This is a genomic window from Polyangiaceae bacterium (assembly GCA_016715885.1).
In the GTDB taxonomy this organism is placed as follows: domain Bacteria; phylum Myxococcota_A; class Polyangia; order Polyangiales; family Polyangiaceae; genus Polyangium.
Genome location: JADJXL010000015.1, coordinates 899,193 through 915,799, shown reverse-complemented (window position 1 = coordinate 915,799; position 16,607 = coordinate 899,193). Strand labels below are relative to the sequence as shown.

Annotated in this window: 16 protein-coding genes and 1 pseudogene; 8 read left to right on the top strand and 9 right to left on the bottom strand. The window is 59.2% G+C overall.

The features are described from left to right. Positions 1-17: 17 nt before the first annotated feature. The 3 genes from IPM54_17270 to hemE form a co-directional block, all read right to left on the bottom strand. Positions 18-809, bottom strand: a complete 792-nt coding sequence (locus IPM54_17270; GenBank protein ID MBK9261542.1) for a class II glutamine amidotransferase — start codon at positions 807-809, stop codon at positions 18-20. Positions 810-878: 69 nt separating this feature from the next. Beyond that, positions 879-2,309 (bottom strand): protoporphyrinogen oxidase, encoded by a 1,431-nt coding sequence (hemG, locus tag IPM54_17265; protein MBK9261541.1) that lies wholly within the window; start codon positions 2,307-2,309, stop codon positions 879-881. Continuing rightward, the gene (gene hemE / locus IPM54_17260; GenBank protein MBK9261540.1) at positions 2,306-3,340 is read right to left on the bottom strand and encodes a uroporphyrinogen decarboxylase; all 1,035 of its coding nucleotides are present in this window, start codon (positions 3,338-3,340) and stop codon (positions 2,306-2,308) included. Before hemE ends, hemG begins: the two co-directional genes overlap by 4 nt. Before the next feature lie 129 nt (positions 3,341-3,469). On the opposite strand from hemE, the gene IPM54_17255 reads away from it, so the two are divergent. Both IPM54_17255 and IPM54_17250 read left to right on the top strand, forming a co-directional pair. Next, the gene (locus IPM54_17255) at positions 3,470-4,783 is read left to right on the top strand and encodes an AAA family ATPase (GenBank protein ID MBK9261539.1); all 1,314 of its coding nucleotides are present in this window, start codon (positions 3,470-3,472) and stop codon (positions 4,781-4,783) included. Continuing rightward, positions 4,780-5,616, top strand: a complete 837-nt coding sequence (locus IPM54_17250) for a DUF4435 domain-containing protein (GenBank protein ID MBK9261538.1) — start codon at positions 4,780-4,782, stop codon at positions 5,614-5,616. The genes IPM54_17255 and IPM54_17250 overlap by 4 nt, the downstream gene beginning before the upstream one ends. Before the next feature lie 36 nt (positions 5,617-5,652). Here the strand turns inward: IPM54_17250 and IPM54_17245 are convergent, their stop codons facing one another. From IPM54_17245 to IPM54_17235, 3 genes are all read right to left on the bottom strand, one after another. Next, positions 5,653-6,309 (bottom strand): nucleotidyltransferase domain-containing protein, encoded by a 657-nt coding sequence (locus tag IPM54_17245; GenBank protein MBK9261537.1) that lies wholly within the window; start codon positions 6,307-6,309, stop codon positions 5,653-5,655. Then, a complete protein-coding gene (gene deoD, locus IPM54_17240; GenBank protein MBK9261536.1) occupies positions 6,306-7,016 on the bottom strand; it encodes a purine-nucleoside phosphorylase in 711 nt (236 codons plus the stop codon). The genes IPM54_17245 and deoD overlap by 4 nt, the downstream gene beginning before the upstream one ends. 67 nt (positions 7,017-7,083) lie before the next feature. Beyond that, positions 7,084-7,251: a hypothetical protein gene (locus IPM54_17235; GenBank protein MBK9261535.1), complete on the bottom strand. Its 168-nt coding sequence runs from the start codon at positions 7,249-7,251 to the stop codon at positions 7,084-7,086. 123 nt (positions 7,252-7,374) lie between these two features. Between IPM54_17235 and IPM54_17230 the strand changes: the two genes are divergently transcribed. After that, positions 7,375-8,937 carry an FG-GAP repeat protein gene (locus IPM54_17230; GenBank protein ID MBK9261534.1) on the top strand — a complete coding sequence of 521 codons (1,563 nt, stop codon included), beginning with the start codon at positions 7,375-7,377 and terminating at the stop codon, positions 8,935-8,937. Between the two features lie 43 nt (positions 8,938-8,980). Here the strand turns inward: IPM54_17230 and IPM54_17225 are convergent, their stop codons facing one another. Both IPM54_17225 and IPM54_17220 read right to left on the bottom strand, forming a co-directional pair. Next, positions 8,981-9,790, bottom strand: a complete 810-nt coding sequence (locus IPM54_17225; protein ID MBK9261533.1) for an EI24 domain-containing protein — start codon at positions 9,788-9,790, stop codon at positions 8,981-8,983. A 40-nt stretch (positions 9,791-9,830) separates the two neighbouring features. Next, positions 9,831-10,763: a TIGR02757 family protein gene (locus tag IPM54_17220; GenBank protein ID MBK9261532.1), complete on the bottom strand. Its 933-nt coding sequence runs from the start codon at positions 10,761-10,763 to the stop codon at positions 9,831-9,833. Positions 10,764-10,888: 125 nt separating this feature from the next. Between IPM54_17220 and IPM54_17215 the strand changes: the two genes are divergently transcribed. The 4 genes and pseudogenes from IPM54_17215 to IPM54_17200 all read left to right on the top strand — a co-directional run bounded on the left by IPM54_17215 (position 10,889) and on the right by IPM54_17200 (position 14,325). Beyond that, positions 10,889-11,656 carry a thioesterase gene (locus IPM54_17215; protein ID MBK9261531.1) on the top strand — a complete coding sequence of 256 codons (768 nt, stop codon included), beginning with the start codon at positions 10,889-10,891 and terminating at the stop codon, positions 11,654-11,656. 9 nt (positions 11,657-11,665) lie between these two features. Then, positions 11,666-11,980: a divalent-cation tolerance protein CutA gene (locus tag IPM54_17210; GenBank protein MBK9261530.1), complete on the top strand. Its 315-nt coding sequence runs from the start codon at positions 11,666-11,668 to the stop codon at positions 11,978-11,980. Positions 11,981-12,107: 127 nt separating this feature from the next. Further along, positions 12,108-13,057: pseudogene (locus IPM54_17205) on the top strand (diacylglycerol kinase family lipid kinase). A 50-nt stretch (positions 13,058-13,107) separates the two neighbouring features. Continuing rightward, positions 13,108-14,325 carry a 2-dehydropantoate 2-reductase gene (locus IPM54_17200; GenBank protein ID MBK9261529.1) on the top strand — a complete coding sequence of 406 codons (1,218 nt, stop codon included), beginning with the start codon at positions 13,108-13,110 and terminating at the stop codon, positions 14,323-14,325. 32 nt (positions 14,326-14,357) lie between these two features. On the opposite strand, the gene IPM54_17195 is transcribed toward IPM54_17200, so the two are convergent. Continuing rightward, positions 14,358-14,516, bottom strand: a complete 159-nt coding sequence (locus tag IPM54_17195) for a hypothetical protein (GenBank protein ID MBK9261528.1) — start codon at positions 14,514-14,516, stop codon at positions 14,358-14,360. Between the two features lie 151 nt (positions 14,517-14,667). Between IPM54_17195 and IPM54_17190 the strand changes: the two genes are divergently transcribed. Then, complete coding sequence (locus IPM54_17190; protein ID MBK9261527.1) at positions 14,668-16,581, top strand: hypothetical protein; 1,914 nt, start codon at positions 14,668-14,670, stop codon at positions 16,579-16,581. The last annotated feature ends 26 nt before the right edge of the window (positions 16,582-16,607 follow it).

Here is a 16,607-nt window from a genome sequence, read left to right as displayed (position 1 = left end):
GGATGCGCGCCGATTGCTCATGTCGCGCTCGATGAAGGCAACGTCGCAAGAAGGCGGCCATGATCGAAGACCCACATTTCCCCCGACTTGCCGTGCGTCCAAGTCTCGTTCGTGGTGAGCGGTGCAGTGGCGACGACTGCAACGCGATCGCGCGGTGTCGTCACGGAAGAAAAGTCGACGGCCACGTCGTCGTCCGCAAGATGCGCCGTACCAAACGGAGCCTTGCGGATGATGTAGCAAAGGCGCGTGTGGCATCGAGCGTAGAGATGACGACCATCGCCGAGCAAGAAGTTGAACGTCCCGTCTTGCCCAATGCGTCCCGCCACTTCGGCGACCGCTCGCCAGAGCTCTTTCGGTGCGCGCGGATAGGCGGGAAACCTGGCCCGCAAGTCTTCGAGCAACACGCAAAATGCGTGCTCGCTGTCGGTGTTGCCAATGGGCGTGAAGCGGCCGAGTTTGTGGCGACGAACCCGAGGCAACGTTCCGTTGTGCGCGAAAACCCAGTGACGTCCCCATAACTCACGCACGAACGGATGCGTGTTCGCCAAACTCGTGCGACCGCGCGTGCGCTTGCGGACGTGACCGATGGCGAGCTTCGTCTTGATGGGGTTTTGCGCGATGAACCGTGCGAGCGGGCTTTCCGCCGCGGGTTCGGGGTCGAGAAAAATGCGCGCGGCAAGGCCGTCGTAGAAGGACAAACCCCAGCCGTCTTTGTGCGGCCCGGTCTTCCCGCCGCGTTGACGAAGACCCGAGAACGAAAAAATGATGTCGGTTGGGACGTTGCACTCCATCCCGAGTAGCTCGCACATGCCTCACCCCCCGACCCCCTCTCCCTACGAGGGAGAGGGGGAGGAAGAGCCTCGTTGCAGAATAGGTAGTCAGATCTTACTTCGCAGAACGAGCTCCGCCGCATCGTTCGCTTGCCGAACACAATCCGGAATCCCCACGCCATCGAAGGCTGCGCCGGCAAACCACAAGCCCGGGTGCCGCTCGGCTCGCTGCCGGATGCGCTGCACGTGGTCGGCATGGCCCACGATAGGCTGCGCGTTCGCTTGGTCGTAGCGAAAAACACGCGTGAAAAGCGGCTCCGCTTGCACACCCAGCAACCGGCCGAGCTCTTCACGCGCAAGAGATGCGAGCTCGTCGTCGGTCGACGCAAGACGTGACGGATCCCTATGACCTCCAACGAATACGCGCAAGAGCACCGATCCCTCGGGAGCTCGCGCCTTCCACTTGCTCGAGATGAACGTGGCCGCGAGAATACGACGACGCTCGTCCTTCGGAATGATGATGCCCACGGCGTCGAGCGGATGAGGCACGGCGGATCGTGGATACGCAAGTGCAACGGTGGCCGTCGACAAGTACGGAATGCCGCGAAGCATGTCGCCAAGCTCCGCATCGAAAGGCTCGCACACGGACGCCGCGACATGCGCAGGCGTGGTCATCACGACACCGTCGACGATCAGCGATTCTTCCGCACCATCCGATGAGCGAAAACGCAGGGTCCATCGTCCCGACGATCGTTCGGATGGAGGTGCCATCGAAATGATTGGAGCACCAACGATGATGTTGCCACCCGCTTTGCGAATGCTCGCTTCGAGCGCATCGACGAGCTCGCCCATGCCGCCTTCGAGCGAATGGAAGGGGCTTGGAGGTGGAGCACCACGAACGGCTTTGCGGCGCTGCGCCAACGCTCCGCGAATCAAGCTGCCATGTTTGTCTTCGAGCTCGGCAAGCTGCGGAAACGTGCTGCGAATGCCGAGCTTTTCGATGTCTCCGGCGTAGATGCCGCCGAGAAGCGGATCGGCGAGAACGTCGACCGCTTCTTGTCCAAGCCTGCGCCTGACGAAGCTGCCGACCGATTCGTCGCCTTGCGTGTTCGGGCGCCTCGGTAGGGCGAGGTCGAGGCCCATGCGAGCTTTCCCTCGCCACGAAAAAATGGGGCTCGTGGCGAACGGCAAAAATCTCGTGGGGATGGTGAGTACGAGGCCCTCGGGGAGCGAGTGTAGTTTGTCGTGGCGCAACAGGTACACGCGCCGGTTTTTCTCGGTGGTGGTGATGAGGCGACTGCCGAGGCCAAGCTCTTTGCAGAGCGCGGTTGCCTGCGGTTTTGCTGCGACGAACGAATCGGGGCCGCCGTCGACGACGAACCCATCGCGACGTTCGGTGATGATGTTGCCGCCGAGGCGCGGCTTGGCTTCGATGAGCGTGACGGACAAACCTTCACGCTTGTCCGATGAAAGCAGGCGATACGCGACCGTGAGGCCCGTGATGCCTCCACCGAGGACCGCGATGTGACGGCTCGTCATGATGCGCTCTTCGGGCGGTATTCGTGGACGACGTCGATGAGAGCTTTGACGTTGTCGACGGGCGTTTGAGGGATGATGCCGTGGCCGAGGTTGAAGATGTGGCCGGGTCGTCCTGCGGCTTCATCGAGGATCGCGCGCGCTCGTTTGGCGGCAACATCGCGCGGAGCGCAAAGCAGCAGCGGATCGAGGTTGCCTTGGATGGCGTGATCGTAGCCGATGCGCTTCCAACCTTCGGCGAGCGGAGTGCGCCAATCGACGCCGATCACGGTGCCACCGGCATCACGTTGCGCTTCGAGGAGCGTGGCGGTGTTCGTGCCGAAGTGAATGACGGGCACGCCCATGGTCTCGACGTCGCGAAGGATGTGGCTGACGTGAGGCGCGACGTGCTCGCGGTAGTCAGCGGGAGAAAGTGCGCCGGCCCAGGAATCGAAGAGCTGCACGGCTTGCGCGCCCGCTTGGATTTGCGCGCGCAGGAAGCGGCGAACGACTTCGGAGATTTTGCTCATCAGGAGCGAAAAAAGCGCAGGGTCGCCCCACATCATTTGTTTGGCGTGAAAGTAATCGGACGAGCGACCGCCCTCGATGAGGTAGCTGGCGATGGTAAAGGGCGCGCCGGCAAATCCAATGAGTGGGGTTTTTCCTTCGAGCTCGCGGCGAATGAGCCGGATGGCTTCGAGCACGTAACCGAGGCCTTCTTCGGGTTCGATGATGCGCAGTTTTTCGATGGCTTCGCGCGTGCGTACGGGCTCGTGGATGACGGGGCCTTCGCCTTTGGCGAACGTGAACGGGGCGCCCATCGGTTCGAGCGGCAAGAGGATGTCGGCGAAGAGGATGGCGGCGTCCATGCCGAGGCGCAGCGGTTGAAGGGTGACTTCGAGTGCGAGCTCGGGCGTGCGGCACAATTCGAGGAGCGTGTGTTTTTCGCGAAGTGCGCGGTATTCGGCCATGTAACGGCCGGCCTGACGCATGAACCACACGGGGGTGACATCTGTTTCTTCGCGGCGACAAGCGCGCAAAAACCGATCGAACATGGGGGCAACACTGACTGCGATGCGGGATGGGAGCAATGGGGAATGAGATGAACCCTCGAGGCTGAGTGAAACGCCTGAGTTGTCGAGTTTTGTCTTGCGGTTCGGATGGTCTGCTATAAGTGGCTCGTCATGGGAGAGCGGCTCCAGCGGACGGCGACAACGAACGCCCCGGTCCTTCGCGTAAAACGCGTAAAGGTCGAGGGTCTTTTCGGCTTGTACAACCACGACATTCCGTTGAATTTGGACGATCGGGTAACGATTGTTCATGGGCCGAATGGTGTTGGGAAAACGGTATTGTTGAAGCTGATAGCGGCGGTATTTAGCGGCGAATATGAACAACTGGCCAAAGTGCCATTTAAACAGTTGTCAATTGAATTCTCTGGCGATGGGTTGTTGTCGCTAATCCCAGACAAATTTGGCGATGAACGTGACAACGACAATCAACCCATATTGGTATCATTAAAATCGGGAACCAAAACCCGCGATGGCACGATAACAATCGAGAAAGCGAAACCAGCAATTACGTCATTTGCTTGGGACGCCATCTGGGAGCCATTTGGGAGACACGGACAGAGTCCCTTTCAGGGAAAACCATCCGGTGCTACCGATGCGGCACGGCGAATTATGGGACCAAAATGGCTCACGGACTTACGCACCCGTGTTCAAGTGCATCTAATCGAAACTCAGCGCTTGTTACGAATGAATTTCGTAGATGAGCGCGGCGCTTTCATTCCAACTGTGCGCGAATACGCGCGTGATCTGCATGCACGCATCACCGAAGCGCTCGCAAGGTATGCTACGGAATCCCAATCACTCGATCAATCTTTTCCGCAACGATTGCTCAAGACGAGGGGACAAACTGGGTTGGTGTCTTCGGACCTCAAATCGCGCATGAGTGCTCTGAACGACAAGCGGGCACAATTGCAAAAAATCGGCCTGCTTGACGCGGCAACGTCCAGCCCCTTTGAAATCGAGAGTCTTGACGTACTCGATCCCGTACAAAGCAATGTGATGTCGCTTTACGTCGAAGACACGCAACGGAAACTTGAGGTCCTCGGTGATCTGTCCCGACGCATCACGCTGCTTCTAGACAACGTGAATGGGAAATTCCGCAACAAATCGATCCAGATCAGCCGACAAGAAGGGTTTGTCGTTCTGGGACATGATGGCGCGCCGATCGAGCCTGATTCGCTTTCCTCGGGGGAGCAACACGAGCTCGTGCAGCTTTACGATCTGCTCTTCCGCGTCAAACCCGGGACACTCGTGTTAATCGACGAACCCGAGTTATCATTGCACGTCTTATGGCAGAAGAAATATCTGCCGGAGCTGCTCGAAATCGCAAAGACAGCAGAGTTCGATGCAATTGTGGCAACGCATTCGCCGTTCATCGTTGGGGATCGTTCGGATCTCATGGTGCCACTCACGGCGGACATCGACACATGAGCTTGTCAGCACTCAAAGGTCCGGGAGAAGTCGAAACCGAAATCTTGTTTTCGCGCATTGGCGGCTATTCAGGCGCGTTCCTCGTTGTTGAGGGTGACGATGACAGCCGGTTTTTTCGCGGTCGTATCACGCGAAACGCTTGTGAAATCGTCATTGCGGGCGGGAAACCTGCCGTCGAGGGAGGCATTCAGCGCCTCGACGCAAAACAATTCCGCGGTGCCCTCGGCGTCTGCGATGACGATTGTGCTTCGTTGAATGGGTGCCGACTTCCATCGACGAATCTCATTTATACAGAGTCACGGGATCTTGATGCATCGCTGGTTCGCTCATCTGCATTGGAACGACTTCTTGCAGAATATGGGGATAGCCACGCAATCAAACGTTTTGAAGAAAAACACGGTGCCGTGCGTGACAACCTTCTACGAATCGCCTTGCCGTTTGGGCAGTTGCGGTGGTTGTCAGCACGAGATGGGATTGGAATCGGCTTCTCCAACCTTCGCCCATTCAGGTTCATAAAACCAAACTGGTCGTTCAACCCGGACGAACTCTTCGACGCTGCGGCAAACCAGGTGGCCATGGACATGGCAAAGCTAAAGGCGCTGGTCGATACATTGCCTACCGTCGACCCCTGGCTCGTGTGTCAAGGGCACGATCTAATCGATATTCTTGCTATCGGCCTGCGCCGCGGAACTCTGGGTAGTCGCAATCCGGGAAGCGAGCAGATCGCGGCCATTCTACGCGCATCGCTCGACAATGCCGATTGGCTGGCGAGCCAGTTGGCCAAGAATATCCGTCAATGGGAAGCCAACAATGCCCCGTTTCGTGTACTCTGATGTCCAAACGAGGAAGAGGAAGAGCAAGCGCTGCTCTCAGCTCGGCATCTCTAGCACCAGCCCCACGAGCATATCGATGTCCTGGATATTCGCCTCCGGAGCCAGCGCCGCCGCAAATGCCCACCAAGCCGCTTCGTCGTTTTCGAACAGCCATCGAAAACTTTCCTTGGACCCCAAATAGTGACGACCGCGAAGGACGAAATACAATTCCAAGAGCTCGACGAGCAACCAATGGCGGCGATAATGCGCTTCGACGTCGTCCGGCGTAGCGCGACGGATTCGTCCGAGCATCTTCGTGCACCACGTTCGACGCGCGTCGATTTCGGCGCGCGGAATTTCCGGAGGCGGTGATTCGAGCGCCAAGGCTATCTCTGACAATAGCCGCGCGCCAATTCCGTGAGGATCCAGAAGCGGAACGCCTCCGCGCACGTGCAAGAAAGCATGCGCCCGAGCTTCGATGGACTTTTCCGAACGAATGAAAGCATCCAGAAAAACGCCGTCCACGAAACGAGCATCACGGGTGTCTTCGCCATTTTGACGAATACCCAGCAAATCGTAATCGCTGTCGGCCGAATGCAGCCCAAGCGCTCGCGAGCCGTAAAGAATGACCGTGTGGCATTCGTGTTCGTGAACGAGCAGATTGACGAATCGATCGAGAATGGGATCGTCGTTTACCAAGGTGACCGAATTCATGCGCGCACTGCCGTTTCGAGCGCAAGGCGAATCATCGAATCGAAAGAGGTTTGCCGCTGTTCCGTGGTCATGTGCTCATTTCGTCGAAGGTGATCGCTCACGGTGAGCATACCGAGCGCCTTTGCGCCGTACTCCCAAGCCACGCCATAGAGGCCGGCGACTTCCATTTCGAGCGCCAGGATGCCCATTTTTTCTGCCACATCGAGCAGATTCGTCTGCGGGTGATAAAAAAAGTCCGTGGACATCACGTTGCCCACGTGCACCGGAATTTGTCGCTCCTTCGCCACGAGCCCAGCAGTCACGAGCAATTCGTAGTCCGCAATCGCCGCAAAGTCGTGATCCAAAAACCTCATGCGATTGACCTTGGAATCGGTCGACCCGGCCATGGCAAGAATGACGTCACCAAGCTTGGCCGCAGGCGCGAGAGCTCCACAACTGCCGATACGAATGAGCGCGCGAACTCGATATTCCCGCACGAGCTCGGTGGCATAAATGGAGCACGACGGAATACCCATCCCGTGACCCATGATCGATATGGGTTTGCCTTGGTACGTTCCGGTATAGCCGTACATATTTCGCACAGATGTTACGAGGCGGGCATCTTGGAGGTACGTCTTGGCGATGTGTTCGGCACGCAATGGATCGCCGGGCATGAGCACGACGTCGGCAAAGTCTCCTGGTTTCGCACTGATATGGGGAGTCGACATGATGCTCCTGGAATCATTCGCTTTTTCGAATGTTATGCTCGCCCTTGGTGCAGCAACGGACTCGCGGTCAGGGTTTGTCGGTGAGGATTCGGATCGTCCAAGGCCCGGAGGTGAGCCGTACGGATTGCTGCGGATAGCATGAATATGTGCCAATCACCAGAGCGACCTTGCCGAGATGCGCGCGTCGAACGATGTCGTCGGGCAACTCGACGAACATGCGATGCAACCGGCGCATGGCCAGCATGCTGGGTGGGGACAACAGCGTGCCCACGCAAGATCGGACTGGCTATTGAATCGCACGCATCGGTAGAATCGTGTTATCCTGCGTTCGTTGGCAAGGCACAGAAGGAACGATGTCATGATGATGCGAGACATGCGGAGCTTCGGAGTACGTTGTGGAATCGTGGCAGCCATGGCCCTCGCGACGGGTTGCGGCGGAGAGCCGATGGACGTCGGAGAGTCCGATGTCGACACGGCCCTTCGAGAGGACGTGACGCAGAGCGGAGCGCGGCCACCTTCGAAAAAACGATCGGCTTTCAGCGGAGCACCTTCCCTCGAGCCGCAGTCGAACGGCCCCGAAGTAAATGCTCTGCCTCAGAAAAAACTGCTCCCGTCGGACGGTGGCATATACGATTCATTTGGAGTGTCGGTGGGCATCTCCGGAACGACGGCGGTCGTGGGAGCCGTGTTCGATGACGACATGGGCGGAGATTCGGGCTCTGCATACATATTCGTCGACGACGGTGGCGTGTGGGCGCAAGAAGCCAAGCTCATAGCCAAAGATGGCAAGCCGGGTGATTACTACGGCATTTCGGTGGCAGTCTCCGGCGACCGGGCGCTCGTCGGTGCGTCCGAAGCTGCAGGCAGCAACGGGAAAACGGGGGCCGTGTACGTCTACGAGCGTGCGAACAAAGTATGGTCGCTCAAGGCCAAGTTGGTTCCGAGCACCGGGGCTGCCGGCGATCAATTCGGTTATGCGGTCGCGCTCGAAGGAAACGTCGCTGTCATCGGCGCCCCCAGTTCGGATTCGATCGGAACCGACGGCGGCGCCGCGTACGTTTTCAAATTCAACGGCACGAGCTGGACCGAGACGTCAAAACTGTTGCCAAGCGCGGGCGGCCCATTCGGTTACTTCGGTGGCGCCGTGGCTCTTTATGGCACGACGGCACTCATCGGAGCATGGGACGACGGATCGGGCTTGGATGCAGGCGCCGTCTTTGCGTATGGAGAAAACAACGGCATTTGGATCCAGCAAGCACACTTGACGGCAAGCGACGCCAATACCGGTGATACCTTCGGATATTCGGTCGCATTGTACGGAAACAAGGCTTTCATAGGCGCACCCTACAAGGATTCCAACTGCATAGATTCGGGCGCGGTTTATGTTTTCGGCCGGTATAGCGGGCAATGGTGCGAAGAAGCGATCATCATGCCAAAAGACAAGAATGCCGCCCAGACATTCGGTTCGTCCGTGGCCGTCTGGGGCGACATGGCCGCCATTGGATCCTTTTGGGATGACGACAATGGCGACTATTCCGGGTCCGCGTACGCGTACCAATTGATCGACGACGTGTGGACGGAGAAGTTCAAATACCTTCCCAACGACGGCTTGCCGGGTCAGCTCTTCGGCGTTGCGGCAAGCATGGACGGCGACCGCGTCATCGTCGGCGCCTACGGCGACGATGACAACGGAGTCGATTCGGGTTCGGCATACATGTTTTCGGTGCTCGAAGACCCCGATTCTCCGCCGCCGCAAGCCGTCCACGTTGACCCCCCGGACGCGATTGACGAAAATGTTGCCGGCGCCCAATGCAGCACGCGCCACCTGTCGCCCACGAATCAATCCCCGTGGATCATCGGCATCGGCCTCGCCGCTCTCGGCATGCGTCGTTTGTCACGTAAAACGATCGCTCGTTCGTAGCCTGATCGACTCACCCGAGCATCGCGCCATCTCGCCGGCTTCCTCATTGCGCGCTTGCACTCGACAATCGCTGCCGCTCACCCGCCTCCCACCGTTCCAGCACGACCGCGAGATGCGCGGCGCCAATGACACCCGCGGGTAGCACCACGAGAAGCGAGCACGGCAAAAGCAACAAAAGCCCAAGCCCCATGCCAAAACCCATGACGGCTCGCTTGTTTCTGCGGACAAACTCGATTCGATCGCTCACCGGCGTGCCGCGAATCGATAGCGGATAATCGCAAAAGTCCCATGCTGCACCCATGGCCGTCACGATGAATTGCAGCGGCGTCGTAATCACCGCCGCCGGCGGAACGATGATGCCAATGGCCACGAGCGGCACGAGAATGGGCGCTGTAAAGACGAGCGCCACGACGCTCGATTGGAGCGAACGAAAAATGTCTTGTGCAAGCGTCGGAGCCGGCCAAGCCGGCGCACCGAGCTCGGTCGAAACGCGGCGAACGATACGTTCGAGCACTGGACCGGAAAGGGGTTTTCCGAGGGCAAAAGCGAGAAAAAGGGCGACGGCAAGGGCCACGAGAACGGCAAGAATTTTGACGATCACCAATGCAATGGTGAAGTAGACGCTCGGCTCGTCACTCGTCATATACTTGGCAACGAGCCAAAGCGCACCTTGCACGGAACCCACGCCAAATACGACGGCGAGTATCAATGCGACGATGATCGGAACGATCGCAAGGGGCCAAATGTCCGGCGTTCGGAAGAGATACCGATATCCATCGAAAAGAGCCCGAATTCCAGCGCGAAAACCAGGGCGCTCGGAAATGACGAGGGAAACGTTTTGGGGAGGGTTCATGGCAACTCACATGCGGTTGATTCTAGCTTTACATCATGGTTCATCGCGACGCCCGCGCTTGCCAATGCCTGCATACGGGCTTCACGCCGCAACCTTCACAACGAACCGCGTCTTTTCGCGAAGGACAGGATTGCAGCATCCCGAGGTGACACAAGGAAAAATCGTATTTGGTGGGATCGCTCGGGTCGAGACGCGAGAGCGCCTCCGTGATTTCTTCGGCCGCACGATAATCAGCAGCCGTGCGCGAGGTCAAACCGAGATTACGAGACAACTTGTGAATGTGCGTGTCGAGCGGAATGACGAGACGAGACGCAGGAACATCCCATAACCCGAGGTCCACGCCATCGGCTGGACGCACCATCCATCGCAAAAAAAGCATCAAGCGTTTGACGGCACTACCTTTTGCGGGATCGGGCAAGAGATGATCCGCTCCTAAATTGTCGTCGGCACCGAATGCTGGAAATCCTCCCCGCTGTCGCAATTCGGTGACCCATAGGCCCAAGGCCTCGCGAAACGTTCGGCCATTTTCCAATTTATGGACGAACGAAGCCCCAAGCGTTCCATGCGCTCGTTGCATGCGCCGAGCTCCGACGACGAGCAACGCCAAGTCCTCACCGCGGTACAATCGATGTCGAAATCCTGAAAGCCGAGCGTGCACATCGGCTGCGTCATCTGCGCAGCGGGCAACGTGCGGACCCAGGCGTGCCAGAGCGTCTTCGATTTTTGCGCAAAGCGCCTTTACATTGCCGAATGCGAGCGCCGAAGCAATCAATGCGACGATCTCTTGGTCCTCACGACGATCGTAACGATGCACGAAATGCACCGGATCGGCTGCGCGACGCGTCTCGACGTCGCATCTCGCACGAACGTCATCGAGCGCCCGTCGGAGAGCCTCGTCCGAAGCCACGCGCCCACGTCGCACGGACGTTTTTGCACGCAGCGTCCTCCCTCGCACGGTGTTCATCCGGGGCATATACCACGCCGCGCGCGCTCGCTCCACATGCCAGCGGTGTCGTGGCAAGCCGCTTTGCCCGTCGAAGGGAGCGCGACCAAGCTCTGCACTTGACCTTCGAGCTTCGTCGTGGTGCTTATCGATGCGTGGAAAGTCGCCCTTTGCCGCCTGCCCCTGCGTGGGTCCATGTTCCGTCTTCCGTGGCGGCGCGTCTGCGTTTGTTTGTCTTTCCGCACTCGGGAAGTGGCGCGTACCCATATCGCGTGATGAGCACGTCGCTGCCGCCGTGGGTCGAATTGTCGATTTTGCAATTGCCTGGCCGCGAGACGCTTTTCAATGCGCCGATGTATTACGCGATGAAGCCTCTCGTGGATGCCACGGCGCGAGTCATTCTTCCAAAACTCGAATTGCCCTATGCGTTTTTCGGACACAGCCTCGGCGCGCACGTCGCCTTCGAGCTCGCGCGCGAATTGCGCCACAGAAATGCGGCATTACCTCGCGGGCTGATTGCTTCGGGCACGCGAGCGCCCCATTTGCCCATGCGTAGAATGCCTCTTCACGACTTGCCAACGCCACGATTCATCGAAGAATTACGTCGTTATGGCGGAACCCCCGAGGCCGTCTTGCAGAATCAAGAGCTGATGGATATTTTTTTACCGCCCCTTCGCGCAGATCTCACGATATTCGAGACGTTTACTCATTCGCCCGACGAGCCTTTCGATTTCCCGATCGCAGTATTCGGTGGGCGAAGCGATCATCGCCTGGATCCGGACGAGCTCGAAGCCTGGCGCGAGCATACCCGGGGGCGTTTTTCCGCGACGTTTTTCGACGGAGGACACTTTTATTTGCTCGAACGATCGCGGGCGGCTTTTTTGACTTCCCTTCGAGAAACCCTGGAAACGTTTGGTTCATGAGGACAAACCATGCGCATCGTATTCGTCACGTGCCCACCCGATCAAGCGGCGCCGCTCCTTCGCCAATTGGTCGAAGAATCACTCGTTGCAGGAGGAAACATCATCGCACCCGTTCGGTCGATTTATCGGTGGAAAGGCCAAATTTGCGATGAAAGCGAAACCGTGTTGCTCATGGAGACATCCGACGAGGCCGCCCCGGCGATGATGAAGCGCGTGCGTGAGCTGCATCCTTACGAAGTTCCAAAAATTTTGACATTCGAGCCGAAAGAGGGCCTTGCCGATTATTTGCAATGGGTCGAGCAAGAAACGGCGAAGCGAATTTGACGCAGCGGGTCCAAATCTTTCGACGGAGCGTGCTGGGCGCGAAAAACACTTCGCGCCACTGCGAAAAACTCGCGTAACGACGGATGGACTTGTCGTGGCGGGTCGTGTCGTGGCAAGGAATGAGTGAATGAAACCGCTTCTCATTGTGAACCCTCGATCGGGGCGAGGAAAAACCGGCATCGTTTTCGAGAAGATGCGCGGCCCGATCGAGCGGCATCTTGGTTCGGTGGATGTGAGTTTCACGGAGCGGCCGCGGCATGCAGTGGACATCGCGCGTGACGCGGCGCTCGCGGGGCGCGGGATCGTGGTCGCGGTGGGTGGGGATGGTTCGATCCACGAAGTTGCATGTGGGCTCATGCAAGCGCGCGAAGAGGGAGTGAAGCTGCCGCGCATGGGGATCATCGGAGCGGGTACGGGCGGCGATTATCGACGCACGCTCGGCTTCGAAGACCGGCTCGATCGCTATTGTGGCGCGATCACGGACGGGCAAACGCGCACGGTGGACATCGGACGTTTCTCGTACGTGGCGCACGACGGAGAAAAAAAGTCTGGGTACTTCATCAACATTCTTTCGGCGGGCATCGGGGGGCTGGTCGATCAATACGTCGCGCAATCGTCGCGATCGCTCGGGGAACGATGGCGTATTTGACGTCGTCGCTGAAGGGCCTGGCGCGCAGCGCCATCGGGCGGCTCAAAATCACGACGCGACGCGAAGACATGTCGCGTGAGGAGACCATCGAGACGCGGCTCATCGCCATTTGTAATGGCAGATTCTTCGGCAGCGGAATGCAAGCAGCTCCGATGGCGAGCCCCGATGATGGGCTCTTCGACATCATCGACCTCGGCGCCGCACCGCGACTGCGTTTTCTTGCCGTCAATACGCGCATGTACACCGGCACGCACATTCATTCGCTCGACGTGAAGCATTACCGCTGCGATCACATCGAGATTGACTTGCTCAACAAAGACGTGGCCGATCGCTTCTTGCTCGACGTCGACGGCGAGCCGCTCGGTCGACTACCGATTACCGTCGACATGGTTCCAAGCGCCATCGAAATTTTCGTGCCGAAGCAATGATGCATTGCGGCATGAAATAATGTGTCGCATGAGTCAGCTTTTCTTGTAGAATGAGTCGCCTCATGAATGGTGGCATTTCGAAAAGCGGCGGGCCGCGTTTTTTGGTCGTCGGTTGTGGCGGAATCGGAGGGCTCGTTGCTGCGCATCTTTTTGCGCATGGCCACGATGTGACCGTCTTGACGACGAATACACAAATCGCTTCGGCCATCAACTCGAATGGAATTCGCATCGTCGGTGATGACCGCGTGAATTCCGTCCGCGGAAAAGCCGAAACGGACCTCGGGCCGAGTACCGAAGCGTTCGATTACATTCTGCTCGCAACCCAACCGCCCCAGGTGGAAGAGGCTGCTCGAGGTGTGCTGCCATTTCTCGCGCCTCACGGGGCGATGGTGACATTTCAAAATGGGCTTTGCGAAGAACGCATTGCCAGCATTGCGGGGAAAGACAGGACCCTGGGCGGCGTCGTGGCGTGGGGTGCGTCGATGCTCGAGCCGGGCGTGTATGAACGAACGTCTCCGGGCGGTTTCGTGCTTGGTCGCATGGATGGCGCGTCGGACGAGCGTCTCGAGCCGCTCGCTTTGGCGCTCGGATCGATTGGTGAAACGACGATTTCACACAATTTGGCGGGGGCACGTTGGTCGAAATTGGCCATCAACTGCGCGATCACCTCGCTCGGTGCGCTCGGCGGCGAACGTCTCGGCGTGCTCATGCGTCATCGTTTCATTCGCCGCTTGGCGCTCGAAGTGATGACCGAAGTGGTCTTGACGTCGCGAGCTCTGGGCGTACGCCTCGAAAAAGTATCCGGCACGCTCGACCTCGATTGGATTGCGCTGACCGACGACGAACGACGCGCGGTCGGTTCCACGGGACTTTTCGTCAAGCACGCCATTTTGATCGCCGTGGGCACGCGTTTCCGCAAAATGCGCTCGTCCATGCTCGCTGCCATCGAACGCGGCAGGCCCCCGGCCGTCGATTTCTTGAACGGAGAAATCACTCGCCGAGGCCAAGCGAGTGGCGTTGCCACACCCATCAATTCGGCAATTCAAACGGAAGTGCACGCGGTCGCCGCAAAACGCACAACGCCTTCCCTGGACCTCTGTCGGGCCCTCTACGAAAACACGCGACATCTCGCGGTTGCCCCGATCTCCGTCCCTCCGCCGCCTGCCGAAGCGGATCCAGCGGCGCTCGATCCAGAACCGTTCACGCCGCCGCCCGCGCGTCATTCGGCGCGGCAATCGACATCGTCATCCATCGAGCTTGGTGGTTGACCAAGACAAACCTCGACAAGGCGCTCGGCGAACTACCGTCCGGAGTACGGATACGACGCGGTGCTCGCGTTTGGATCCGGCTGGCGAGCTGCGCAGCCACACGCATTGGGATCCACGGGGCGAGCTGGCGCGCGCATGCATCCGGCAGTCATTGCAATCGTGGCGATGGCTACTGCAAGAAAACGTCGCATGTGGTGATCGAAGCCAATGTGAGGAGAAAGGTCAAGCAGATGTGCTGCCTCCTTTCCTGGCGTTGTCTCCGAGGATAGCGTGTGCCGTGATGAATCGCGCGCATCCGTATGAGCATTTCGATGCAGATACTCGGGAAGAGGAGCACGGGTCATGAGTGCTGGACCCGCCGTACGCCGGATCGTGCTTTATAAACAAGGTATCGCCCACATCGAGCGCCGGGGCAGCGTTCAAGGCGGTTTCGACTTGCTCGTCGACCGCGCCGAGCTGGGCGAAGTTCTTCGTTCATTGACCGTGTGGGTCGAACGCGGTGGCGGGCACATGACGGCGCTCGCGTTCGATGCGCCGGAAGATCCAGACGCGGCGTTGGCTGGGCGCAAATTGCGATTCGAGCCGGGCGCAACGCTTCGCGGGATGCTCCACGCGACGCGTGGGCGGCGCGTGCGCATCGAAAGCAGCGAAGGCAGCGCGGAAGGAGAGCTGCTCGGATTCGAAGAGTCCACCAGTCCTCAGGGCGCTCGCCGTTGGCTTCTCTTGCGCACGGGACTTGGTCAAATCGCCGTTTTCGATCTTGCTGCGATCCGGACGCTCGACTTCGTCGACGCCGCCGTTCGCGGCAGTCTCGACATGCTCGTCGACCGCAGTCGCGCGTCTGCACGCGGTGATGGACGCAGCGTACACGTGGTCCTCGACGGCGCCGCGGACGACGTTCGCGTCCTCTACGTCGTGCCTTCGACGCCGTTCGTCATTTCGTACCGCCTCGCGTGCGGGCCGTCCGATGCACGCTTTTTTGCCTTCGCGCTCATCCACAACCCGCTCGAAGAAGACCTCGAACGAGTGGAGTTCGTGCTCTCGTCGAAAGCGCCGACGCAGGTTGGTTCGGCTCAAGGTCCCGCGGGTACGCGCGCAAATGAGCTCGTCAAACACGAGCGCACGCGGCGTCGTGCGTCCGGACAACCCAACACCGTTCGCGCGCCGGTGCCTCAACCCACCGTGAACGTCATCACGCCCGGAAAAACCCTTCCCCCGAAAACATCCGAGCGAACGAGCGAAAGCAACGAGTCGAATGCAAGCTCCATCGATCTGGAAACATCGTCCACGACGCAGCCCGAGGCGACCGAGTGGCGTGCAAGCGATCCGGTATCGCTTCGGCGCCGCAGTGCCGCGATGGTTCCGGTCTTCACCACCACCGTGTCGATCCGCAAAGAGCGCGTCTTTCGCGATGCAGCGGGTGTCCATCCAGATTTGCTGGTTTGTTTTGACAACCTCACGAGCTCGGTGCTCGAAGAAGGTCGTTGCGCCGTCTACGACCTTGGCCGTTATCTCGGAGAAGCGACCCTGCCGCAGACCGCGCCAGGCGCCTCCGCGAAGCTCTCCTTCGCCAAGGATCAGTCCGTTCGCCGCAGCCGCACCTCGCACAAGACATCCTTCGTGGCGAGCCTCGATTTCAAGCCCGAAGGCGTCGACGAACAAGAATCCTTCGAGGAGCGGCACTTCGTGACGATTCGCAGCGATCATCAAGTCGACATCGACGTCGTCGTCGACATCGCGCGTGTCGAAGGTCGAACCATCGTTGCCGAGGGGCACACGCCGATCGCGGAGACGGCAGCATCGCAGAGTTTTCGGCTTCAAGTGCCCGCTCTCGGTGAAGCGACGCTCAGCGTGTGCGAGTCATGGAAGCAGGCGCGACGCGTTCCGTACGACGGGCTCGAGTTGACGCAGGTCGAAGGATGGCGTCGCTCCGGACTACTCGACGAGGAGCAGCATGAAACGCTCATCGGCATGCTCCGCGCATGGGAGGACGCTCGAAGTGCCGATACGCAGTGGGCGCGTCTCGAGCGCGAAATGCTCGACCTATTCAGCCGCCAGTCGAAGATCACCGATCAGCTCGGAGTGCTTCATGAAGGGGGCCCCGAGGGCATGCTGCGTATGCGTTTCGTCAGCGAGCTCGACAGCGCGCAGCATCGGATATTGGCGATCGACGAGGAGATGCAGAAGCTTCGCGCTCGAGCTTCCACGCACCGACAATCGGCGCAGCAGGCGCTCACGAGTCTGTCTCGACCGTAGGGTCGTTCGTGCAGAAACGATCCTTT